This is a genomic window from Micromonospora sp. NPDC085948, from assembly GCF_040686315.1.
Lineage (GTDB): Bacteria > Actinomycetota > Actinomycetes > Mycobacteriales > Micromonosporaceae > Micromonospora.
The window spans coordinates 132,538-155,313 of sequence record NZ_JBFBJW010000016.1 but is presented as its reverse complement, the minus strand read 5'-3'; the positions used below and the strand labels follow the sequence as shown (position 1 = coordinate 155,313).

At 72.0% G+C, this 22,776-nt stretch carries 21 protein-coding genes and 1 pseudogene; 15 read left to right on the top strand and 7 right to left on the bottom strand.

The genetic code is table 11. The annotated features are described in order from the left end of the window. The first annotated feature begins 266 nt into the window (after positions 1–266). Entirely contained in the window at positions 267–875 is a 609-nt protein-coding gene (locus tag AB0O48_RS30065) for a hypothetical protein (protein WP_365069329.1), read from the top strand. Here AB0O48_RS30065 and AB0O48_RS30060 read toward each other — a convergent pair. Both AB0O48_RS30060 and AB0O48_RS30055 read right to left on the bottom strand, forming a co-directional pair. Then, entirely contained in the window at positions 863–1,822 is a 960-nt protein-coding gene (locus AB0O48_RS30060) for a YafY family protein (protein WP_365069340.1), read from the bottom strand. The two genes, AB0O48_RS30065 and AB0O48_RS30060, sit on opposite strands and share 13 nt — an antisense overlap. Positions 1,823–1,897: 75 nt before the next feature. Beyond that, a complete protein-coding gene (locus AB0O48_RS30055; protein ID WP_365069328.1) occupies positions 1,898–3,289 on the bottom strand; it encodes a glycosyltransferase family 39 protein in 1,392 nt (463 codons plus the stop codon). 360 nt (positions 3,290–3,649) lie between these two features. Between AB0O48_RS30055 and AB0O48_RS30050 the strand changes: the two genes are divergently transcribed. The 3 genes from AB0O48_RS30050 (at position 3,650) to AB0O48_RS30040 (ending at position 7,181) form a co-directional block, all read left to right on the top strand. Beyond that, positions 3,650–5,647, top strand: coding sequence for a translation factor GTPase family protein (locus tag AB0O48_RS30050; RefSeq protein ID WP_357573027.1), 1,998 nt, complete (start codon positions 3,650–3,652; stop codon positions 5,645–5,647). An 86-nt stretch (positions 5,648–5,733) separates the two neighbouring features. Continuing rightward, positions 5,734–5,856 (top strand): hypothetical protein, encoded by a 123-nt coding sequence (locus AB0O48_RS30045; protein WP_357239426.1) that lies wholly within the window; start codon positions 5,734–5,736, stop codon positions 5,854–5,856. A gap of 125 nt (positions 5,857–5,981) precedes the next feature. Next, positions 5,982–7,181 (top strand): RtcB family protein, encoded by a 1,200-nt coding sequence (locus AB0O48_RS30040; protein ID WP_357573026.1) that lies wholly within the window; start codon positions 5,982–5,984, stop codon positions 7,179–7,181. Positions 7,182–7,223: 42 nt separating this feature from the next. Here the strand turns inward: AB0O48_RS30040 and AB0O48_RS30035 are convergent, their stop codons facing one another. The 3 genes from AB0O48_RS30035 to AB0O48_RS30025 all read right to left on the bottom strand — a co-directional run bounded on the left by AB0O48_RS30035 (position 7,224) and on the right by AB0O48_RS30025 (position 10,281). After that, the gene (locus AB0O48_RS30035) at positions 7,224–8,015 is read right to left on the bottom strand and encodes a maleylpyruvate isomerase family mycothiol-dependent enzyme (RefSeq protein ID WP_365069327.1); all 792 of its coding nucleotides are present in this window, start codon (positions 8,013–8,015) and stop codon (positions 7,224–7,226) included. A gap of 109 nt (positions 8,016–8,124) precedes the next feature. Beyond that, entirely contained in the window at positions 8,125–9,618 is a 1,494-nt protein-coding gene (locus tag AB0O48_RS30030; protein ID WP_357239417.1) for an MFS transporter, read from the bottom strand. Between the two features lie 33 nt (positions 9,619–9,651). Continuing rightward, on the bottom strand, positions 9,652–10,281 hold the full coding sequence (locus AB0O48_RS30025) for a TetR/AcrR family transcriptional regulator (protein WP_357239414.1): 630 nt from the start codon (positions 10,279–10,281) through the stop codon (positions 9,652–9,654). A 262-nt stretch (positions 10,282–10,543) separates the two neighbouring features. Between AB0O48_RS30025 and AB0O48_RS30020 the strand changes: the two genes are divergently transcribed. The 8 genes and pseudogenes from AB0O48_RS30020 (at position 10,544) to AB0O48_RS29985 (ending at position 15,968) form a co-directional block, all read left to right on the top strand. Further along, positions 10,544–10,918, top strand: a complete 375-nt coding sequence (locus AB0O48_RS30020; RefSeq protein ID WP_357239411.1) for an L-rhamnose mutarotase — start codon at positions 10,544–10,546, stop codon at positions 10,916–10,918. A gap of 202 nt (positions 10,919–11,120) precedes the next feature. Then, the gene (locus tag AB0O48_RS30015; RefSeq protein WP_357239408.1) at positions 11,121–11,948 is read left to right on the top strand and encodes a peptidoglycan-binding domain-containing protein; all 828 of its coding nucleotides are present in this window, start codon (positions 11,121–11,123) and stop codon (positions 11,946–11,948) included. 115 nt (positions 11,949–12,063) lie between these two features. Continuing rightward, positions 12,064–12,477, top strand: coding sequence for a DUF6069 family protein (locus AB0O48_RS30010; protein WP_365069326.1), 414 nt, complete (start codon positions 12,064–12,066; stop codon positions 12,475–12,477). A gap of 39 nt (positions 12,478–12,516) precedes the next feature. Next, entirely contained in the window at positions 12,517–12,870 is a 354-nt protein-coding gene (locus tag AB0O48_RS30005) for a YciI family protein (protein ID WP_357573024.1), read from the top strand. A 20-nt stretch (positions 12,871–12,890) separates the two neighbouring features. After that, the gene (locus AB0O48_RS30000; protein WP_365069325.1) at positions 12,891–14,090 is read left to right on the top strand and encodes an RNA polymerase sigma factor; all 1,200 of its coding nucleotides are present in this window, start codon (positions 12,891–12,893) and stop codon (positions 14,088–14,090) included. Beyond that, positions 14,087–14,665 carry a dihydrofolate reductase family protein gene (locus AB0O48_RS29995; protein WP_365069324.1) on the top strand — a complete coding sequence of 193 codons (579 nt, stop codon included), beginning with the start codon at positions 14,087–14,089 and terminating at the stop codon, positions 14,663–14,665. Before AB0O48_RS30000 ends, AB0O48_RS29995 begins: the two co-directional genes overlap by 4 nt. 187 nt (positions 14,666–14,852) lie before the next feature. Continuing rightward, positions 14,853–15,260: pseudogene (locus AB0O48_RS29990) on the top strand (snapalysin family zinc-dependent metalloprotease); the annotation flags it as partial. A gap of 3 nt (positions 15,261–15,263) precedes the next feature. Next, positions 15,264–15,968, top strand: coding sequence for a trypsin-like serine protease (locus AB0O48_RS29985; protein WP_357240637.1), 705 nt, complete (start codon positions 15,264–15,266; stop codon positions 15,966–15,968). Positions 15,969–16,100: 132 nt separating this feature from the next. On the opposite strand, the gene AB0O48_RS29980 is transcribed toward AB0O48_RS29985, so the two are convergent. Further along, positions 16,101–16,937 (bottom strand): DUF3152 domain-containing protein, encoded by an 837-nt coding sequence (locus AB0O48_RS29980; protein ID WP_357573021.1) that lies wholly within the window; start codon positions 16,935–16,937, stop codon positions 16,101–16,103. Between the two features lie 135 nt (positions 16,938–17,072). On the opposite strand from AB0O48_RS29980, the gene AB0O48_RS29975 reads away from it, so the two are divergent. Beyond that, a complete protein-coding gene (locus AB0O48_RS29975) occupies positions 17,073–17,573 on the top strand; it encodes a SigE family RNA polymerase sigma factor (RefSeq protein WP_357239389.1) in 501 nt (166 codons plus the stop codon). After that, positions 17,570–18,328, top strand: a complete 759-nt coding sequence (locus AB0O48_RS29970) for a hypothetical protein (RefSeq protein WP_357239386.1) — start codon at positions 17,570–17,572, stop codon at positions 18,326–18,328. Before AB0O48_RS29975 ends, AB0O48_RS29970 begins: the two co-directional genes overlap by 4 nt. A 34-nt stretch (positions 18,329–18,362) precedes the next feature. On the opposite strand, the gene AB0O48_RS29965 is transcribed toward AB0O48_RS29970, so the two are convergent. Beyond that, positions 18,363–21,122, bottom strand: a complete 2,760-nt coding sequence (locus AB0O48_RS29965; RefSeq protein ID WP_365069323.1) for an ATP-binding protein — start codon at positions 21,120–21,122, stop codon at positions 18,363–18,365. Between the two features lie 203 nt (positions 21,123–21,325). Here AB0O48_RS29965 and AB0O48_RS29960 point away from each other — a divergent pair, with 203 nt between their 5' ends. Continuing rightward, on the top strand, positions 21,326–22,774 hold the full coding sequence (locus AB0O48_RS29960) for a M28 family peptidase (RefSeq protein WP_357239380.1): 1,449 nt from the start codon (positions 21,326–21,328) through the stop codon (positions 22,772–22,774). The last annotated feature ends 2 nt before the right edge of the window (positions 22,775–22,776 follow it).

The window sequence follows — 22,776 nt, the reverse complement described above, 5'->3', positions numbered from 1 at the left end:
CAGCCCGTCTGCCGCCCGCCTCATCGGCCGGCACGACCAAGGGGTCGGCGCTTCGGCTCCGTCACCACGACACGATGGTGGCGGAGCCGAAGCCGACAGGTGTCGCCAGCGGCCAGAGGTCACCCCCGGGCAGTTGGTGAGGTCCGGCTCGGACGGCTCGGGAGACCTGGCGCCGCACGATGACCGACGGTGGTCGACCGACCGGGTGGTGCACTCCCTCGCGAGAGGGAGGTGGCCCGGCCTGCTCGGTTCCTAGCGTGAGCGGCATGAGAACACCTGACCGCCTCGATGCTCCCAAACCCTCGACGTCGCCACCGATGGTCGCCGAAACCGGAGAATCGCGGCTACGCGTGGCGTGGCGTAAGGCCCACGCCCCGGTGGCGGGAGTGCCCCACTGGGCGCGGGTCGCCGCCTACGTCATCCCGTTCACCGTGCTGCCCTCCGGCCTCTGGCGGCTCCCGGTCGCGTTCCGCGACGGCGTCGGGTTCGACGGGCGGGTGTACGTCGTCTGCCTCTCGATCGTGGCGGAGCTGATCGCGTTCACCGCCGTCGGTCTCGTCGCCGGCTGGGGAGAGCGATTCCCGCGCTGGATTCCCTGGCTGGGTGGCCGCCGGGTGCCGACGCCGGCCGCCCTCATTCCCGCGACGCTCGGCGCGACGGTCCTGACCGTCCTGTGGACCAGCGCCTTCATCCAGATATTCGCCGGGGTCACCATGCGGGGCACGCCGCTCCCGGCGGACTTCCCCACGCAGCGCGGTGAGGGGGAGGCCGCGATCTTCTACGCCTGCTACCTGCCGCTGCTGCTGTGGGGACCACTGCTCGCCGCGGTCGCCTACGCCTACTACCGGCGACGCCAGGGCCGCTACGACGCCTGAGCGGCCCGACCGAACCGGGCGGCGACGGCACGTACCACGGCGCGCAACTCCGGCGGGTCGAGCACGTCGAAGTCGACCTCGATGGTGCTGAGGAAGGCGGCCAGGTTGCTCAGCGACTCCCCGCCGGTGTGCAGCAGGCAGGTCCGCTCGTCGATCGCCTCCAGCAGGCCCGCCGTGCTGGGGATCCGCTGGGCCACCTGGTCGGCCGACGCGTGCAGGCGTACCCGGGCGGGGTGCGGCCAGGCGGTGGAGCCGACTCCGCGCAGCACGTGCGCGACCGCGTCGCCGCCGGGCGGCTCCCGCGGGGTGAAGCGTGGGCCGGTCGGCACCCGGGGCCGGATCCGGTCGGCGCGGAAGGTGCGCCAGTCGGCCCGGTCGGTGTCCCAGCCGAGCAGGTACCAGCGCCGACCGGTGTAGACCAGCCGGTACGGCTCGACGTCGCGCACGGTGGCCGTACCGTCATGCCCGGCGTAGTCGAAGCGCAGGCGCTCGGCCCGGTGCACCGCCGTCGACACGGCGGTGAGCGTGTCGGCGTCCACGGTCGGGCCGCCGCCCGCGGCGGAGACCGTCGCGGCCCGCAGGGCGTCCACCCGGTGCCGCAACCGCGACGGCAGCGACTGCTCCAGCTTCGCAAGCGCCCGCAGCGACGTCTCCTCGATTCCGGTCACCGAACCGCCGGCGGCCGCCCGCAGCCCGACGGCCACCGCCACGGCCTCGTCGTCGTCGAGCAGCAGCGGCGGCAGGGCCGATCCGGCGCCGAGCCGGTAGCCTCCGGCGACCCCCGGGTGGGACTCGATCTGGTAGCCCAGCACCCGCAGGCGCTCCACATCGGTGCGCACGGTGCGGGTGGTGACCGCCAGCCGTTCGGCCAGTTCCGGGCCGGACCACTCCCGGCGAACCTGCAGGAGGGTCAGCAGCCGCAGCAGCCGCACCGAGGTCTCCACCATGCCCGCGAGTCTGCCAGGCATCGGGGAAGCTCTCCTTCCGCGATCGGCCCTGGTCGGCTACTACTGCCGGGCCCCTCAGGCCGTGCGCTCCAGGAGGGTGATGCTGAGCAGTGGGTACCGCCAGCGCTGTGCCTCCCGGTAGCCGGCGCTGATCCGTTCCCGCTTGCCGGGTGCCATGTCCCGCAGCGGGTCGGCCGCGGGATCGGCCCCGACGACCCAGATGCGCGGTGGTGTGCCGAGGCAGGTGGCGTCCGGGCACTCCGTCGCCAGGAACCGGCCGTCGCTGCGCTGCGGGGCGACGCGCAGCACGTCCGGTGGGCGTGGGGCCGGCAGGTAGCGCTCGTAGATGTCGCGCGGTGACCAGGGGATGCTCGGGTGGCTGTCCGGAAACACCACGACGTCGCCGGGTCGGTAGTGGGGACCGATGACCGCCGCGATCCGGTACGAGTCCTGGCTGTGACCGGCGTGGGCGCGAATGGCGACGTGTGCGGGGAGGGCTAGGACGGCCGCCAGGACGACCGCGACGACGGCCGACGACCGTCCGACGCGGGCCAGGGCGGACGCCGCGAGGACGGCCAGCGCCGGCAGCACGACAAGCACGTAGCGGGCCACCCAGACGTGTAGCTGGGTGCCGGCGAGCAACAGCAGCGCCAACGGGACGAACGCCGCGCCGGCCAGACACACGTACGCCGGGGCGCGGCGCACGCCGAGGATCGCGAGGACGAGGACGAGCCCGCCGACGGCCGCGGAGTGGAAGAGCCGCTCCGGGAACGCCTGGAGGGCACCCAGGTCGACGAGCGCGATCCAGGACACCTGGGCGCTCTGCCCCCGACCCCAGACCGACAGCGCGAGCGCCGGCAGCACACCCACGCCGGCGGCCGTCACCCACCCGCGTACGGTCCGCCAGCCCTCGGCCCGGCGAGGGAGTTGCCACCAGCCGACCGCGACGGCGTGACCCGCGAGCATCAGCAGGCCGTTGAGCGGATGCAGCAGCCCGACGAAGCCGACGGCGGCGGCGTACCCGGCGAGGCGGCGACGCGTGGGCTCCTCCAGCAGGCTGATCAGGCACCACACGGCGACAGCGGCACCGAGGATCACCGGGGCGTAGGACCGGGCCTCCTGCGCGTACCGGGAGGTCACCGGCAGGATCGCGAAGAGCAGCCCCGCCAGCATCCCGGTCCCGGGGCCGCCGAGTCGACGCCCGAGCGCGGTCACCACCACCGTGGCGACGGTGATGGCGGCGACCGAGGGCAGCCGCAGCGCGGCCGTGGACGTGCCGGCCACGGCGACGTACACCTTCATCAGGGCGTAGTAGGGAGTCAGGACCGCGTCCACCGAACCGGCGAGTTGCCACAGCTGCGACCAGCTCAACCGGACCGCGCCCCAGGTGGCCAACTCGTCGGCCCAGAGGGCCGGACCGGTCAGCCGCCACCGGCCAAGCGCCAGCGCGACAAGGGCGGGGAGCACCCAACCCGCCACCGTCGCGCCGAACCGGATGTCGCGCGGTCCACGATCCGCGTCCGCCCGAGGCAGGTCCGGTGCGGTGGCGACGGTGCCGACATGGTGCGACGGCCAGGTGGCGGTGATGGTGGTTCTCCCGGGACAGGGGCGGACAGTGCCGCGCGAACCTAGCCGCGTCAGGTGAGCACGCGGCGTCGCGGAGCCGGACGGTACGTGAACGGGAGCGCCGGCTAAATCGGTTGTCCGAGCCGCGACGGCCTGCTGAACTACCCGAAACCGCCACCAACAGCCAGGGAGTCACCATGCGCGCTGCGTCGATGTCCGACCAGAGGGGATCTGTCGCCTACCTGAAGGACCTGACGCTGCGTGAAGACTCTGAACCTCGGCATCCTGGCTCACGTCGATGCCGGTAAGACCAGCCTGACCGAGCGGCTGTTGCACGACGTTGGCGTGACCGACCAGCTCGGCAGTGTCGACGCGGGCAGCACCCGTACGGACTCCCTGGCTCTGGAACGGCAACGCGGGATCACCATCCGCTCGGCCGTCGTCTCCTTCGTGCTGGACGACGTGACCGTCAACCTGATCGACACGCCCGGTCACCCGGACTTCATCGCCGAGGTCGAGCGGGTGCTCGGCGTGCTCGACGGCGCGGTGCTGGTGATCTCCGCGGTGGAGGGGATACAACCGCAGACCCGCGTGCTGATGCGGACCCTGCGGCGGCTGCGCATCCCGACACTGATCTTCGTCAACAAGGTCGACCGGGCCGGGGCGGACCCCGAGCGGGTCGTGCGGGCCGTCGCGGAGAAGCTCACTCCGACCGTGGTGGCGATGGGCTCGGTGGTGGCGCCGGGGACTCGCGGCGCGCACTGCTCGCCGTACGGCCCCGCCGACGTGGGGTTCACCGACCGGCTGCTCGACGTGCTCGCGGGGCAGGACGACGGGTTGCTCGCCGACTGGGTGGCGGACCCGTCGGCGGTGCCGTACCCGCGGCTGCGCCGGGTGTTGGCGACGCGGACCCGCCGGGCGCTGGTGCAGCCCGTGTACGCCGGCTCGGCGATCACCGGCACCGGCGTGGGCGCGCTGATCGCCGGCATCACCGAACTGCTGCCGACCGGTCAGGGTGACCTGGACGCCCCGGTCTCCGGCACCGTGTTCGCCATCGAGCGGGGACCGGCGGGGGAGAGGATCGCCCTGGTCCGCCTCTTCGCCGGCACGATCCGGGTTCGCGACCGGGTTCGCGTCGGTACGGCCGACGCCGCGCTGGTCACGGCGATACGTGTCGCCAGCCAGGGGGCCGACGTGGTGGCGTCGTCGGTCGGTGCCGGCCACATCGCCCGGCTGTGGGGTGTGCCGGACGCGCGGATCGGCGACCCGGTCGGCGTACCCCCGGAACGTGCCGTCGCGGACCGCCACTTCGCGCCACCCACGCTGGAGACGGTGGTGGTGCCGGAGCGCCCCGTCGACCGGGCCGCGCTGCACGCGGCGCTGAGCCAACTCGCCGAACAGGACCCGCTGATCAACCTGCGGCAGGACGACCGGCGGCACGAGATCAGCGTGTCGCTCTACGGCGAGGTGCAGAAGGAGGTCATCCAGGCGACCCTGGCCGACGACTTCGGCGTGCGGGTGACGTTCCGGGAGACCAGCGTGGTGCACGTGGAACGGGTGTGCCGCGTCGGCGAGGCGGTCGAGGTGATCGCGGTGGCGCCCAACCCCTTCCTGGCCACCGTCGGGCTGCGGATCGGCCCGGCGCCGACCGGGGCCGGTGTGAGGTTCCACCTCGGCGTCGAGCTGGGTTCGATGCCACCCGCCTTCTTCGCCGCCGTGGAGGAGTCCGTACGTCGCACCCTGCGCCAGGGGCTGCACGGGTGGGAGGTCCCCGACTGCGAGGTGACGATGACCCACGCCGGCTACTGGGCGCGGCAGAGCCACTCGCACGGCAGCTTCGACAAGAGCATGTCCAGCACCGCCGGGGATTTCCGCAATCTCACCCCGTTGGTGCTGATGGCCGCGCTCACCCGTGCCCGTACGCGGGTCCACGAGCCGGTGCACCGCTTCCGGTTGGAGGTGCCCGGTGACGTCCTCGGCACGCTGCTGCCGGCGCTCACGCGACTGGACGCGGTGCCGACCGACACCATCGGGCGGGGCACGTCGTACCTGGTGCGGGGCGAGATCCCGGCGGGCCGGGTGCACGCGCTGGAGCGTCGCCTGCCCGCGCTGACCCGGGGCGAGGGTGTGTTGGAGACCGAGTTCGACAGGTACCGCCCGGTGCCCGGTCCCAGCCCCACCCGGCCCCGCTGGGACAACGACCCGCTGGATCGCAAGGGGTATCTGCTGGCGGTCGCCCGCCGGGTCGGCGGCCGGTAACGGCGATATCCATTGCGGACGCCCCGCAGCCCTCCTAGGCTCGTCGGTGCAAGGTCGACCGAGCCACACCCCGAAGGGAGTACGCCGTGCCACGACGCATCCGCACCGATGCCGCCCGGCTGCTCCCTGCCGGCGGGTCTCTGCTCGGCACCACCAGAGCCTGTGCGTACCCGGCGCTGCGGCGCAACGAGCCGGGGTGGCGCGACTGACGCGACGCTGACGCGTCCGCCGGCCGCCCATCCCACCGGGATCGGGCGGCCGTTTCGTATCCGCGCACCGCCGCCGCGCTCATACCTGATCATCAACGGTCATCGCACGACACGAGGAGACCACGATGGGATTCACCCCTCTCGCCGGTACCCGGGCTCCGGTCCGGGTCTGGACCGACCCCTACGCGATCGAGCCGCAGGCCGCCAAGCAGCTGCGCAACATCGGTGCGTTGCCCTGGGTGCAGGGTGTCGCCGTCATGCCCGACGTGCACTTCGGCAAGGGCGCCACGGTCGGTTCGGTGATCGCGATGCGGCAGGCCGTCTCGCCGGCCGCGGTCGGCGTCGACATCGGCTGCGGGATGTCGGCGGTGCGTACCTCGCTGACCGCCGCCGACCTGCCCGACGACCTGGCCGGGCTGCGCTCCGCGATCGAGGCCACCATCCCGGTCGGCTTCACCCAGCGCGAGGACTCGGTCGACACGCGTCGGATCCGGGGTCTGGAGCAGGCCGGCTGGGACGACTTCTGGGGCCGGTTCGCCGGCCTGGACCGGCGGGTGGCACAGTTGGAGACGCGGGCGCGGCGGCAGCTCGGCACCCTCGGCGGGGGCAACCACTTCATCGAGGTCTGCCTGGAGCAGGGCGGCGCCGACGAGGGGCGGGTCTGGCTGATGCTGCACTCCGGGTCCCGCAACATCGGCAAGGAACTGGCCGAGCGGCACATCGGGGTGGCCCGGGGGCTGCCGCACAACGCCGACCTGCCGGACCGGGACCTGGCCGTGTTCCTCGCCGGGACGCCGGAGATGGACGCGTACCGGCGGGATCTGTGGTGGGCGCAGGAGTACGCGCGGCGCAACCGGGCGGTCATGCTGGCCCTGCTCTGCGGGGTGGTGCGGGAGCAGTTCCCGCAGGTCGCCTACGACGAGTCGATCAGCTGCCACCACAACTACGTGTCCGAGGAGAGCTACGACGGGGTGGACGTGCTGGTGACGCGCAAGGGTGCCATCCGGGCCGGCCGGGGTGACCTGGGCATCATCCCCGGGTCGATGGGCACCGGGTCGTACATCGTGCGGGGCCGGGGTAACCCGGACGCGTACTGCTCGGCGTCGCACGGGGCGGGGCGCCGGATGTCGCGGGCGCAGGCCAAGCGGACGTTCAGCACCGAGGACCTGGCCGCGCAGACCGCCGGGGTGGAGTGCCGCAAGGACGCCGGGGTGGTCGACGAGATCCCCGGCGCGTACAAGGACATCACCGAGGTGATGGCCCAGCAGGAGGACCTGGTCGAGGTGGTCGCGCACCTCAAGCAGGTGGTCTGCGTGAAGGGCTGACGTGCCGTGCGGGCCGGGCTGACCGGCCCGCACGGCCGCTGGTCAGAAGCCGACGAAGACCCGGCGCAGGTCGTCGAGGGTCACCGAACCGGTCGCCCGCACCCCGTCCGGGGTGTGCTGGGTGTCCAGCCGTCCGGTGGCCAGCCGCAGCCACGCCTCGGCCGGGGCCTCCAACTCGCCGTCGGGACGCTCCGGCGCGTCGACGACCTCGACCTTCTCGCCCAGCCGCAGCCCGAACGTCCGCTCGGGCGCGTGCACCCGGACCAGCAGCGTGGCCTCCCGCCCGCCCAGTTCCTGCGGTCGGCTGGTCCAGGCCAGCATGCCGCCGATCTGGTCGAGCAGCAGCGCCACCGCGCCCGGCGTCACCGCCGCGAACGGGTTGAACGCCACCTCGGTGTCCCACTGGTGCAGGGCGAACTCGCTGAGCCGGAACCGGGCCGCGGTGGCCACGTCCACCGGCTCCGGCAGGAAACCGAGGTCGATTCGCATCGAGGAGCGGGTCTCGGCGTCCAGCGCCTCGTACGCCTCGACCAGCCGCTCGTTGGCGGCGAGGAACCCGGCGGCGTGCTCGGCCGGGGCCATCGCGTCCCAGCGTGCCCAGACGCCACGGTTGAAGTCCCCGTCCGGGCCGGGTGCGCCGGTGCGGGCGGCGTCCAGCGTCGCCAGGTTGATCTCGGCGCCGCTGCCCAGGTGACTCAGCACCTGGGAGACCTGCCACTCGCTGGCCCCCGACGGCCGGAGCAGGTCGTCCTCCTTGAGGTCCCGCACGAGCGCGGCGAGCTCCTCGTGGCCCGCGCGCAGAGCTGTGATGATCTGGTCAGCAGGGGTCGACATGGATCTCCTCAAACGGATTTTCGACGATGGTCGGGACGTTACCGGACGTGGCCGCCGGCCGGTCCACCCCACGCTCGGGGCGCTCCGGCCGGCGGCCACATCGGTCAGCTCAGCCCATGTGCACGGTGGTGCCGGTGGGGACGTCCTCCTTGCGGACCTTCACCAGGACCAGGGTGGCCAGGCCGGCGAGCACGATCAGCGCCGCGCCCCAGGCGAAGGCCACCCGGTAACCGTGCACCAGCGCCTCGACCTGGGTGACCGGGTTCGGCGCCCGGCCCACCAGGTAGGCGGCGACCGCGCTGGTGTAGAAGGTGTTCAGCAGGGCGGTGCCGAGCGAGCCACCGATCTGCTGGGTGGCGTTGAGCGTCGCGCTGGCCGCGCCGGCGTCGTGCTCCGGCACCCCGACCAGGGCGAGGCTGGACAGCGGGACGAAGGTGAAGCCCAGCCCCAGGCCCAGGATGACCTGCGCGGGCAGCAGGTGGGTGAGGAACGAGGTGTCCGCGTCGATCTGGGTCAGCACCAGCATGCCCAGGGCGGCGAGCACGGCACCGGCGACCATCAGCGGCTTGGCGCCCAGTCGCGGCATCAACTGGCTGGCGCCACCGGCGGCGATGAGCACACCGGCGGTGACCGGCAGCGACGCGAGACCCGCCTCCAGGGGCTTGTACTGCAGCACCACCTGGAAGTAGAAGGTCAGGAAGAGGAACGCCCCGAACAGGCCGGCGCCGATCAGCGTCGAGGTGAGGAACGCCCCGCCCCGGTTGCGGTCCAGCACGATCCGCAGCGGCAGCAGCGGGTGGCTGGAGCGCAGCTCGATCACCACGAAGGCGGCGAGCAGCACCACGCCCGCGGCGATGAAGCCGAGCGTCGCGGTGGCGTCCCAGCCGTCCTCGGCGGCCTTGGTGAAGCCGTACACCAGGGAGACCAGGCCGGCGGTCACCACGACCGCGCCCGGTACGTCGTAGCGGGTGTTGCCCTTGGCCCGGCTCTCCGGCACCAGCGGGAGCGCGAACGCGATGGCGATCGCGGCGACCGGGATGTTGACCAGCAGGCACCAGCGCCAGTTGGCGTACTCGGTGAGCACCCCACCGAGCAGCAGGCCGACCGCAGATCCGCCGCCGGCGATCGCGCCGTACACGGCGAACGCCTTGGCCCGTTCGGTGGCCTCGGTGAACAGCACGGTGAGCAGCGCCAGCGCGGCCGGGGCGAGCAGCGCACCGAAGGCGCCCTGCAACGCGCGGGCGGCGAAGAGCATCCCGCCGGTGGTGGCCAGACCGCCCAGGGCGGAGGCGAGCGCGAAACCGGTCATGCCGACGATAAAGGTGCGCTTGCGCCCCCAGTAGTCGGCGATGCGACCGCCGAGCAGCAGCAGCCCGCCGAAGGCCAGCGTGTAGGCGGTGATCACCCACTGCCGGTTCGCGTCGGTGATCCCCAGGTCGGCCTGGGCCTTCGGCAGTGCGATGTTCACGATGGTGGCGTCCAGGACGACCATCAGCTGCGAGACCGCGATGACCGCCAGCGCGATCCAACGCCGCGGGTGCGGCGTGCTTGTCGACGCCCCGGCGCCGGATGCGCCAGGTGCGGTCGAGGTGGTTCCGGGCATGGTGAAGCCTTCCGTGTTGCGGATGTCGGTGGGTCAGGCCGGTGACGGGCGGTCGGGCTGGTAGCGGAGGACCGGGATCAGCACCTGGTCGACGACCTGGATGAGGAACGCGTCGTCGGCGGGCAGGCCGTGCGCGACGATGCGGGACAGGGTGAGCGCGGGCGCGAGATCGTGGAACAGCTCCCGTTCGCCGGCCTCCGGCGGGATCTCCCCCCGGGCGGCGGCCCGGACCAGGATGGCGGTGCTGGCCACCCGCCCGGCCGGCAGCACCTGGTGACGTACCAGGCGTTCCAGCTCGGGGTTGGTCCGCATGGCGAAGGTCAGCGCCTGCATCAGGTCGCAGTCGGCCACGCAGATCGCTGCCGTGGCCCGCAGCAGCTCGATCAGGTCACCGCGCAGGCTGCCGGTGTCGGGCGGGTTGTGCACGCCGACGTGCCGGTCGCGCAGGGCGGCGACGACCAGCTCGGCCTTGCCGTCCCAGCGCCGGTAGATGGTGGCCTTGCTGACGTGGGCGCGGGCGGCGACGGCGTCGATGGTCATCCGGTCGAAGCCGACCTCGCGCAGCAGGTCGATGACCACACCGAACAGGTCGCTGTCGGTGCACCGGGGAACCCGGGCGGCCGGCACCCCGGCGCCCGCGCCCACCTGCTGACCACCCAGCATCCCAACCCCCCGCGAAACGATGTCGTACTCACAGTAGTTCCGGATTGGTGAAGGTGCAGGGTTTCGTGAGTTGCGTCGCACCGAGTTCACGAAACGATTGCGTTTCCGACAGGCGTCCGGCGGGTGAACCTGGCGGTCGGTAGTCCGGGCAGGAGGACCACCGGTCGACATCGCCGGCGGCCGGCCCCTGCCCGGCACCCCTCAACCGCTACGGTCAGGTGCTTTCGGCACCCCTGAACCAGTTCACACGAAAGGGCACGACGTGAAACGTCATGGCTGCGTGATCCGGCTCCGCCCCGAGCAGCGGGAAACCTACCTGCGGCTCCACGCCGACGTCTGGCCCAGCGTCGAGCAGACGCTGCGCGAGGCGAACTTCCGCAACTACACCATCTTCCTGCACGACGACCTGCTCTTCGGCTACTACGAGTACGTCGGCGACGACTACGAGGCCGACTCGCGGCTGATCGCCGCGGACCCGCAGACGCAGGAGTGGTGGAAGCTGACCGACCCGTGCCAGGAGTCGATCGCCGAGCCCGGCTCGGGAGACTGGTGGGCCCCGATGCGCGAGATCTGGCACCTGGACGACGAGGCGGTCGCGCAGGCACCCGACCCGACCCAGCAGGGCTCCGTCAACTAGACGAGTGAGTGTTGAGCGGTATGTCGCAAAGTCATGATGATGAATCTGCGGCATACCGCTCACTACCGCGTCCGCCCCCGCGAAGGTGGCCAACGGTCACCGTTGGAGGTTTGTACGCTCCAACGGGGTGACAACTCGGCTCGCGCATTGAAGACTAGCTTCATCCGTTCATGTGGATTGGTCAATATCCTACGGAGGAAGCGTGCTCACGAGAAGGAACCTGCTCGTCGCCGCCGGTGCGGCTGTGGTCGGCGCCGTACCGCTGGCTGGCTCGGCCACGGCCGCGTTGCCTCAGCTGGACATGGAGGCGCTGGTCAAGGCAGCCCAGATCGACCCGCGTCGGCCGGACACCGCGCTGACCGAGGGTGCCAAGGACAGCGTCCTGCTTGTGGAGCGCGCACTCCAGGCGAGAGGGCTGCTCTCGTCGGCGTACGTCGACGGTCACTTCGGCACCAGCACGATCGCCGCGTACGCCGCGTACCAGCGGTCCCTCGGCTACGCCGGTCTCGACGCGACAGGTCTACCCGGCCCGTCGTCACTGCGGTCGCTCGGCGAGGGACGGTACACCGTGGTCCGGGCGATCTCACCCGGCAGCGTGGTTACCCTGCGCGGTGTGCAGGTCAACACGCGCACCAGGTCGATGCTGATCGAGGCCGAACGCCTACTTGGCCGCCAGCTCGGCATCACGCAGGGCTCGTACAGCAGCGGTGTGGGCGCCTCCGCCGGCACGCACGACGGCGGCGGCGCCCTCGACCTCTCGGTCAGCGGTCTCTCCTCGTCGGTCCGGACCGACGTGCTGCGTCGACTGCGCACGGTGGGCTTTGCCGCGTGGCTACGGACCCCGGCCCAGGGGGACTGGGGCTACCACATCCACGCCATCGCGCTCTCCGACACCGACCAGTCGACAGGTGCGCAGAACCAGGCCGGCGACTACTACCTCGGTCGTAACGGCCTGGCCAACCGGGGCGTCGATGATGGCCCAGCGGTCAGCCCGAAGCGGACCTGGGAGGAATACCAGCGCACGCTCTGAGGTCCACGAAAGTCGTCGACAAGAACGTGGGCGTGCCTGTCGATTGGGACCTGGTCCATTCGTAGCCCTGGTGAGAGCCCGCCACCGCGGCGGGCCACACCCACGGGAGGGCACGATGACCACCACAGCGACCACCACGCCCGCCATCACCTCGACCGTCGGTGCGCTGATCCGGACCGGTGTCGCCGCCACGCTCGCCGCGAGCGCCGCCACCATGGCCGTCGCCGCCGTCGGACGCGCGGCGGGGATCAGCCTCGACGTGGCCGACTCGCCCATTCCGGTGACGGGTTTCGGTGTGCTGACCGCCGTATTCTCGCTGGTCGGGGTGATTCTCGCCGCGGTGCTGTCCCGTTTCGCCAGGCTTCCCCGGTTCGCGTTCGTCCGTACCACTGTGGTGTTGACGCTCCTGTCGCTGGTGCCGGACGTGATCGTCGACGCGGGGTCGGCCACCAAGGCGCTGCTGATGGTCGCTCACCTGGTCGCGGCCGTGATCGTCATCCCCGCTGTCGCGCGCCGCCTGGCCGCCTGACCTGTCGCCATCGCACCATCGAACGGTTGGAGGATCGTCATGAAGCAGTACCTGCTGTCCGTGCACGCCGTCGAGGGGGAGCCGGACCCGTCCGACGAGGAGACGCAGACCATGTTCCGGGAGACCGGCCGGATCAACGACGAGATGCAGGCCGCGGGCGCCTGGGTCTTCGGCGGAGGGCTCCGGTCGCCGGACAGCGCCACCGTCGTACGGATCGAGAACGGCGCCACCACCATGAGCGACGGGCCGTTCGTCGAGACGAAGGAGCACATCGCCGGCTTCTGGGTCATCAGGTGCGCGGACCTGGACCAGGCGCTGGCCTGGGCCGAGAAGTGCGCGGCGGCCTGCGGCCCGGTCGAGGTGCGCCCCTTCGACGACCTGTCCCAGGCCTGACCGGGAGCCGGCCGACCGACATGGACCTGGGAAGCATCTACCGCGCGGAGTACGGCCGCTGCGTCGCCACCCTGGCCCGCATCCTCGGTGACCTCAACCTCGCCGAGGAGGCGGTCCAGGACGCCTTCACCACGGCGCTGCAGAAGTGGCAGACCCCGCCGCCGAACCCGGGTGCCTGGATCGTGACCACCGCCCGCAACCGGGCGGTGGACCGGCTCCGCCGGGAGTCGACCCGCGAGGCGCGGCACGCCCAGGCTCTGCTGCTGCACCACCAGGACGAGCCCCGAGAGGTGGGACCGGTGAAAGACGACCAGCTGCGCCTCATCTTCACCTGCTGCCACCCCGCGCTCGGTCCGGACGCGCGGACCGCCCTCACGCTCCGCCTGCTCGGCGGTCTCGACGTACCCGAGATCGCCCGCGCCTACCTGATCCAGGAGTCGACGGTCGCGCAGCGCATCGTGCGCGCGAAGAAGAAGATCCGGGACGCCGGCATCCCCTACCGGGTGCCCGCCGAACACGAGCTGCCGGACCGACTGCCGTACGTGCTCACCGTGCTCTACCTGATGTTCAACGAGGGCTACGCGTCCACCGCCGGACCGTTGATCAGAACGGACCTGTGCGCCGAGGCGATCCGGCTCGCCCGCGAGCTCGCCGCCTTGATGCCCGACGAGCCCGAGGTGCTCGGCCTGCTCGCCCTGCTGCTGCTGACCGAGGCGCGCCGGCCGGCCCGGCTCGACCCGTCCGGCGAGCTGGTGCTGCTGGCCGACCAGGACCGGTCGCTGTGGAACCGGGCGCTCATCACCGAGGGGCACGACCTGGTCCGGCGTTGCCTGCGGCGTAACCAGCCCGGCCCGTACCAGATCCAGGCCGCGATCGGCGCGGTGCACACCGACGGCGCCGCCACCGACTGGCCGCAGGTCCTGGCACTGTACGACCAGCTTCTCGCGCTCCGGCCGAGCCCGGTCGTCGCGCTCAACCGTGCGGTTGCCGTCGCCGAGGTGCAGGGACCGGCGCAGGCCCTCGCCGGGTTGGCGGACCTCGACCTCCCGGGCTACCACCGGCTGCCGGCCACCCGCGCGGAGCTGCTGGTCCGGCTCGGCCGCCACGAGGAGGCCCGAGCCGCCTACGACCAGGCCATGGAACTGGCCACCAACGACACCGAGCGGGCCCACCTGCAGGCCCGTCGTGCCGCACTCACCTCTGAACGGAGCACATCATGACCGCCACCTACACCGTCGACGTCTTCTCCAGCCTCGACGGCTTCGGCAGCACCAGCGGCAACTGGGGCGGCTACTGGGGCAAACAGGGCCCCGAGCTGCTCGCCCACCGCCTGGCCGTCTACGGCGAGGAGCAGCGCATGGTCTTCGGGGCCCGCACGTACCAGGAGTTCGCGCAGATGCTGGCCGCGAGCACCGAGGAATCCGAGGTACGGGACGCCTGGGTCACGCGGATGAGGAGCCTCCCGGCGACGGTGGTGTCGAACACCCTGCAAGGCCCGCTCGACTGGCCGGACGCGACAGTCGTAGCCGGTGACGCCGTGGACGTCGTCGCCCGGCTCAAGGAGGAATCCGACGTGCCCCTGCGATCGCACGGGAGCCTGTCGATGAACCGGGCGCTGATGGCCGCCGGTCTGGTCGACCTCGTCCAGGTGACGATCTTCCCGGTCGTCACCGGTCAGACCGGACGGAAGCCGATCTTCTCGGAGGCGGCCGACTTCGACCTGGAACTGGTCGAGAGCCGGATCCTCGACGGTCGCTCCCAGGAACTCGTCTACCGCCCCACCCTGCACGTCTGACCGACCGGCTCGCCGGTATGACGCTTCCGCTATGCCCATCATCGATCGCCGTCACATTAACATCTACGTGCATCGATGAGATGGCGGCCGGTGGCCGCCGACGAGCGCAGGGGAGTGCCCGATGTTCCGAGGACAACTGAGACGCGCCGCGCTGGCCATGCTGGTGGCGATCCTGGCGGCGGCCGGGATGCAGCTCGCCACCGGCACGCCGGCCGCCGCCGTCCGGACCGTCTACTACGACGCGAGCCGGACCGGCGAGTTCCGCACCAACTTCGACCAGGCGGCGCAGATCTGGAACAGTCGGGTCAGCACTGTCCGACTCCTGGCCGGCACCCCGGCCAGCATCACCATCTACGTCGACGACGGCTGGCCCCGCGCGCAGTCGACCGGCCTCGGTTCGGGCCGGATCTGGATGGGCCGCACGGCCGTCAACCAGGGCTACGACCGCACCCGCATCGCCACCCACGAGGTCGGCCACATCCTGGGTCTGCCGGACCGGCGCACCGGCCTCTGCTCCGACCTGATGTCCGGCAGCAGCGCACCGGTCTCCTGCCGCAACGCGAACCCCAGCGCGGCCGAGGCGAGCCGGGTGAACTCGCTGTTCACCGGCACCCTGGCCGCGCCGGCCAGTACGGCATACACCTGGAACGGCGCATCCGACGTCGGCCCGCTGGTGGTCGGTGGCCGGCCGGCCTCCGAGAACTACCCCTTCCTGGTGTACGTCTCCGGCTGCACCGGCACCCTGATCAAGGGCAACTGGGCGGTCACCGCCAAGCACTGTTCGACCCCGTCCTCCGTGCGGGTGGGCAGCACCAACCGCACCAGCGGCGGGACCGTGGTGCGGGTGACCCGTGCGGTGAACCACCCGAACGTCGACGTCAAGCTGCTGCAACTGGCCAGCTCGGTCCCGTACGCGCCGGCCCCGATCCCGAGCACCTCCGGCGCGGTCGGCACCGCCACCCGGATCATCGGCTGGGGCCAGACCTGCGCCCCGCGGGGCTGTGGATCGGCTCCGACCGTGGCCAACGAACTCGACACGTCCATCGTGGCCGACAGCCGGTGCTCCGGTATCAACGGCGCGTACGAGATCTGCACCAACAACACCAACGGCAACTCCGGCGCCTGCTACGGCGACTCGGGTGGGCCGCAGGTGCGCCGGGTCAGCGGAGTGTGGAACCTGATCGGCGCGACGAGTCGGGCCGGCAACAACAACTCCACCTGCGCCACCGGCCCGTCCATCTACGTCGACCTGCCGTCGATCCGCTCGTGGATCTCCACCCAGGTCGGTGGCCTGCCCGTCTGACCGTCGGCGACATCGTGGGCGGGGGCGAGCGCCAGACGCGCCCCCGCCCCGGTGTCACCCACGCCATCCCACGCTGCGATACGACCAGGAGCGCCTCCCGCGAACCGGAGGGTGACCCGCGAGCCGTCGGCCTCAGGCTGCCGGGTACGCACCCTCGCGCCTCGGGATGTCGTCGTCGTACGCCCCGACCGGCCCGCTGTAGCGGTCCGTGCCCGTCGGGTACGGCCAGGCGTTCGCGGTGCAGCCGTGCAGGCCCAACGTCTGCTGCTGCATGACCGGTGCCAGCCGGCCCCGCCGGGGGCACCGCTCATGACCGAACCCGAGTTTGTGCCCCACCTCGTGGTTGACCATGTACTCCCGGTAGGTGGTCAGACTTGCACCGTAACCGGGCACCCCCTTGACCCAGCGCGCCACGTTGAGCACCACCCGACCACCGTTGCGGCAGGAGGTGTAGGCGTCGGGCACGTCCTGGCAGAGCGTGTCGCGGGTGCCGGGGGTCGCCAGGTAGATGGTGAAGTCGGCCGGCCCGCCGGCGCCCACCCGGCGCAGCCGCCACGTCCCGCCGGCCGTCCACCCGCGGGGGTCGTTCAGCGTCGTGGAGATGGCCGTCGCGACGTCGCCCACCGGCAGGCCCCGGATGTCGCGTTCCACGACGATCCGGTAGCGCAGCAACCGACCGCCGGTCGCTCCCGTGGGTGCCGCCTCGGCGGGTGCCGTCGTCCAGCGGTTGCCGCCGGTGGCGGGGTAGGTGACGTCGACGGTCGGCGCGGAACTGGGCGGGACACCGGTGACTCCGGTCGGCCGACCGGAAGCGGTGACCGTGGCCGGCCGGCTGGGCTGCGGCTCAGCGGCGACGGGACCGGTGCCGGGTTGCCCTCCGGCCGGCAGACCGCACCCGGTGAGCAGCACCACCACCAGCAGTAACGCCGCTGAGGCGGTACGCCATGGGCGGGTAACCTTCGTCGACATGTCTCTCCCCTCGCGCGCCGGTCGGCGGCGCGGAGGAGAAGACGGGCGACCACTGGGAAAAGTTGCTGTGACGTGGACTCAACCTTTTCCCGGCCTCGCCCGTCCCTAGCGGTGTGGCACGGGGGAGGGTTCGGGGTGGCGCGGGGTGACGCGGAGTTCGTCGAGTTCGCGAAAGCGGCGTCCGCGCGACTGGTGCATGCGGCGTTCCTCATGACCGGCGACCACCACCAGGCCGAGGACGCCGCGCAGACCGCGCTGGTCCGCACCTACGCGTCCTGGTCGCGGGTCCACGACGACGACGCCTACGGGTACGCCCGCCGCACCCTGGTCAACCACCTGGTCGACGGGTGGCGACGACCGATGCGGGAGTATCCGACCGACGAGGTGCCGGAGCAGCGGCGCGACGACGTGGCCGACGACGTGGCCACCCGGCGCTGGTTGATCACCATCCTCGGCGCGCTCAGCCCTCGTGAGCGGGCCATCGTCGTGCTGCGCTACTACTTCGACCTTCCGGAGGCGCAGGTGGCTCGGGAACTGGCCGTATCCGTGGGCACGGTCAAGAGCACCAGCTCGCGAGCCCTGGAGAAGCTGCGTACCGCCGCGCCCCACACAGCCGACGAGAGGGCGCGCCGATGAGCGAGCTGGAACGGCTCCGCCAGGCCATGCGGGCGACCGAGCGTCCCGACGCCGTGCTCGATCTGGACACCGTGCTGCGCCAGGGGCGTCGGTTGCGTACCCGTCGGCGCGTCGCCGGAGTCGGGGCGGCGACGCTCGCGACCGGCCTGGCCGCCGTGGTCGTGGTGGCGGTCGGCGCGTCCGGGCCGGGCGATCCGGCGCCGACCGAGCACCCGCCGCCGGTCGCCGTCGCGCCACCGTCGGTCGGTGCCTCGCCGTGGGCGCAGAAGTCGGCGGACTCCACGCCGCCGCCGACGGCGGGCCGCGACGAGCCGCCACCGAAGCCCCTCGGTCAGTTCGTGGACAGCGGGATACGTCACGGCGCCGACCGGCGGATCTACTACTTCGTCCCGGTGACCCTGCCCGGTGCGCCCAAGGTGACCATCGGGCTGGCCGCCGGTCGCCAGTCTCCGGACGGCGCACTGACCACGGACATCCTGGTCAACGACGTCGAGGGGTCCGACCGCAGGCCCGGGTTCCACCAGATCGGCTATGACGAAAGCTCGTCGACCGCGCCGGCGCCGACCTTCGGTTACTTCGTCGGCCCCGCCCAGCAGATCACCGGCACGGTGGACGGCCGGCAGGTCCACGCCCGACTTGCCCGCTGGAGTCTCGACAAGCAGGTGGTGATCTTCTGGTTCGAGCCGGCCGTGTTGACCCCGGGGGATCGGCTCGACGGCATCATCGCCCGGGACGCCTCCGGCCGCCGACTCTGACGCGCCGGCCGGCCGGACCGGTCAACGAGACCGCTCAGGCCGGGTCGGCCAGCCGGCGCTCGATCGTCACCGTCGTCCCCTCGGCGGTGGAGACCAGCCGCACGTCGCCGTAGGCGTTCATCAGCAACGCGCCGCGTCCCCGGTCCATCGCCGGGCGGCGGTCGCGCCAGGTGCCGAAGTCCCGCACCGAGATCCGGACCCGCCCGCCGCCCACCTGGAGTCGGACCCGCACCTCCGGACGGCTGGGCCGCTGCGCGTGCTCGACCGCGTTGTTCATCGCCTCGGACGCGGCGAGCAGGAGATCCTCCAACACGTCCGGGTCGACGTCGAGGTCGTCGAGCGTCAGCCGGACGTCGCGACGCATGGCCGCGGCCGAGGTGGGCGCGGACGGGTAGGTCCACCCGGCATCCAGGGTGTCGCCCAGCCCGCTCGGGTCGGTCGGGCCCTGTGCCAGCCCTGGCGCGTCGAGCCCGGCTGCGACAGTCCGGGGTGGCGCGACGGCGGTGACCGGGTCGGGCCGCGGTGGCGCCGCGTCGACAGTCGGTGCGGTGGCGTCGCCGGTCGGGTGGCTGCGGGCCCGCCGGATCCCGGCCCGGACCCGGGCGATCAGCTCAGCCGCGGCGAACGGCTTCACCAGGTAGTCGTCGGCGCCCAGGTTGAGGCCCTCCACGCTGGCCCGCCCGCCGGCCCGGGCGGAGAGCACCAGCACCGGCAGGGACCGGGTCGCCGGGTCCGCGCGGAGCCGCCGGACCAGGTCGAAGCCGTCCAGGACCGGCATCATCACGTCGGTGAGGACCAGGTCCGGCGGTTCGCGGTGGACCTCGTCGAGGGCCTGCCGGCCGTCGGTGACGGCCCGCACCCGCCAGCCCTGCCCGGTGAGCAGCCGGCTGAGGTACGCCCGCATGTCGGCGTTGTCGTCGGCGACGAGGATCCGTGCGCCGGCCAACTCGTCCACGGCCGGGCCGGAGACGTTGCCGGGCTCCGTCGGATCGCCGCCCGACTCGCTGAGCCAGCCCATCGCCTCCTCGACGGTGGCCCGGGCCGCGTCGCCCCGTCCGACCGGCGACGGCCCGGTCCCCGCCGTGCGGCCCGCCGTCGACCAGGGCAGCGCCACGGTGAACGTGCTGCCGACACCCACGCTGCTCGTCACCCGGATCGCGCCGCCCTCCAGCCGGGCCAGCTCGTACGCCAGGGCCAGGCCGATGCCGGTGCCCTCGTGGCTGCGGGCGCGGGCACCGCGGACCCGGTGGAAGCGTTCGAAGAGTTTCGGCAGGTCCGCTTCGGCGATGCCGATGCCGGTGTCCGCGACGGTGAGGCGGACCTCCTCGTCGTCGGCTTCCAGGGCAACCCGGATCCGGCCGATGAACGTGTACTTCAGGGCGTTGGACAGCAGGTTCGTGACGATGCGTTCCCAGTTGACCGGGTCGACGGTGACCGGCCGGGGCAGCGGCGGGCAGACCACCTCGAGCGTGAGCCCGGCCCGCTCGACGGCGGCCCGGAACACGCCGGCCAGTTCGGCGGTGAGCGCCGACAGGTCGACCACGCGGGCGTCGCTGCGGGCCCGCCCGGCTTCCAGGCTGGAGAAGGTGAGCAGGCTGTTGACAAGCGTCAACAGTCGGGTGGCGTTACGCCAGGAGGTTTCCACCCGCTCCCGCTGCACCAGGGGCAACGGCGCGGTGGCGTCGGCGAGCGGGCCGAGGATCAGGGTCAGGGGAGTGCGGAACTCGTGGCTGACGTTGGCGAAGAAGTCGGTCTTCACCCGGTCCAGTTCGGCGAGCGCCTCGACCCGGCGTCGCTCCTGCTCGTACTCCTGGGCGTTGCGCAGCGCCACGGCGATCTGCTGGGCCAGGAGTTGGTAGAAGGACCGGTACGCCTCGTCCAGCCCCCGGCTGGGGCTGACCCCGGCCAGCAGGACGCCGAGTGGCTGTTCCTCGCCGCCCGAGGGCAGCGGCAGTGCCAGCGCGGTCCGGACCGGGTCGCCCCACGGGCCGCCGGGCAGGGGCAGCCGGTCGGCGACGTCGGGCACCGCGGTCGGTCGGCCCTGCGCGGCGTCCGCCAGCCCCCAGGCGTTCGCGGCCGGGTCGGGGTCGGCCAGCTCGACGGTGTCCGGTAGTGCCCGCGCGTACCCCTGGTCGCCGCCGGTGCAGGCGACGAGCCGCAGGATCGTGCCGTCGCGCAGGTAGATGGCGGTGAACGGCACGTCCAGCGGGTGGCCCTGGATCGCGTCGGTCAGCCGGGCGCTGGTGGCGTGCGCGTCGACGGTGCGTCCGTCGCCGAGAACGGACAGGTCGCGCAGCAGTCGCAGCCGACGTTCGCCGACCACCTGCTCGGTGACTTCGCTGCACACGGTGAGGACGCCGACGGTGCGGCCGTCGTCGTCGCGGACCGGCGCGTGCGAGACGCTGAAGTACGCCTCCTCGCGGTAGCCGGCCCGCTCCAGCAGCAGCCGGAGGGCGGGGACCCAACTGGCCACTCCGGTGGCCGTGGCCTGGTCGATGAGCGGGCCGAGGACGTCCCAGCCCTCGGCCAGGGTCACCCGGACGTCGTCGCCGAGCGCCGCGGGGTGTTTGTCGCCGATCAGCGCGGAGTACGCGTCGTTGTAGAGCTGGGAGAAGTCCTCTCCCCAGAGCAGCAGCATGGGGTAGCGGGACGAGAGCACCGTCCGGACCGCGGCGCGCAGGCTCTGCGGCCAACTGGTCACCGGGCCGAGTGGGGTGCGGGCCCAGTTCAGCTCCGCCATCAGCCGGCCGGTGTCACCACCGCCGCTGAACAGGTCGGTGTCGGGTCCTGTCACGCTTGATCCGACCCCATCGCAAGCCCCCGTTCCGGGCCCGACGACCCCTGCTGGCGTTACCTACCCATCCTGGCACCTCTACTCACCTGTGCCGACGCCGGTACCTACCGTCGAAGCGGTGGCGGTTCGGCACGAACGACCGATGCTTGTGGCATCGACATCTGTAAGTGTCTCGGGTATCTCTCCAACCCCGAGGAGCCCCCATGAGAGGCAGAACGCTGAGCGCGGGTGTCGCGCTCGCCGTGTTCGCCGGGATGACGGTGACGCTGGCCACCCAGCCGGCGACCGCGTCACCTTCGACCGCGACAGTGACCCGGCCGATCGCCGCGGCCGCCGCCGCGTTGGCCGCACCGGACATCTCCATCACCAACGTCCAGGCGCACCTGACCCAGTTCAACACCATCGCCACCAGCAACGGTGGCAACCGACGGGCCGGCTCCGCCGGCTACACCGCCTCACTCAACTACGTCAAGACGAGGCTCCAGTCGGCCGGCTACACCGTCACCGAGCAGTACTGCTCCAACTGCCGGTACCCCTCGAACAACCTGATCGCGGAGTGGCCCGGCGGCCCGGCCGACCAGGTGGTCATGTTCGGGGCGCACCTGGACGGCGTGTCGGCCGGTCCGGGCATCAACGACAACGCCACCGGCTCGGCGACCCTGCTGGAGAACGCGCTGGTCCTGGCCGCGCAGAACCCGACAATGACGAAGAGGGTGCGGTTCGCCTGGTGGACCGACGAGGAGCAGGGGCTCAACGGCTCCCGGTTCTACGTCAACTCGCTCAACGCCACCCAGCGCGGCTACCTCAAGGGCTACTACAACTTCGACATGGTCGGCTCGGTCAACGGCGGTTACTTCATCAACCGGGTCAGCTCGACCACGGCGGCGCCGCTGAAGGCGTACTGGGACTCGTTGGGCCTTCAGCCGGAGGAGAACGTCGAGGGTCAGGGCCGCTCCGACGACTACTACTTCCAGCAGGCCGGCATCCCCACCTCGGGTTACGCCGCCGGCGCCAGCGCCCGCAAGACCAGTGCCCAGGCGGCCAAGTGGGGTGGCACCGCCAACTCCGCGTACGACCCCTGCTACCACCGGTCCTGCGACACCACCGCCAACGTCAGCGCCACCGTGCTGAACCGGGCGGCCGACGGCGTCGCGTACGCGCTGTGGCAGCTCGCCGTGAGCGGCGGCACCCCGACCTGTACCGGCGGTCAGGTGGTCGGCAACGGTGGCTTCGAGAACGGCAGCTCGCCGTGGACCGCGTCCTCCGGCGTGATCACCAACGCCAGCGGCCAGCCGGCCCGGACCGGGTCGTACAAGGCGTGGCTCAACGGGTACGGCAGCACCCGCACCGAGAGCCTGTACCAGTCGGTGACCCTGCCGGCCGGCTGCGCCACGTACACGCTGTCGTTCTGGCTGCACATCGACACCGCCGAGACCACCGGCTCCACGGCGTACGACCGGCTCGCCGTGCAGGTGGGTTCGACAACACTGGCCACGTACTCGAACCTCAACGCCGCGGCCGGTTACGTGCAGCGCAGCCTCAACGTGGCCGGGTTCGCCGGGCAGACGGTGACGCTGCGGTTCACCGGCACCGAGGACTCGTCGTTGCAGACCACCTTCGTGCTCGACGACGTGACGTTGCAGGCGAGCTGACC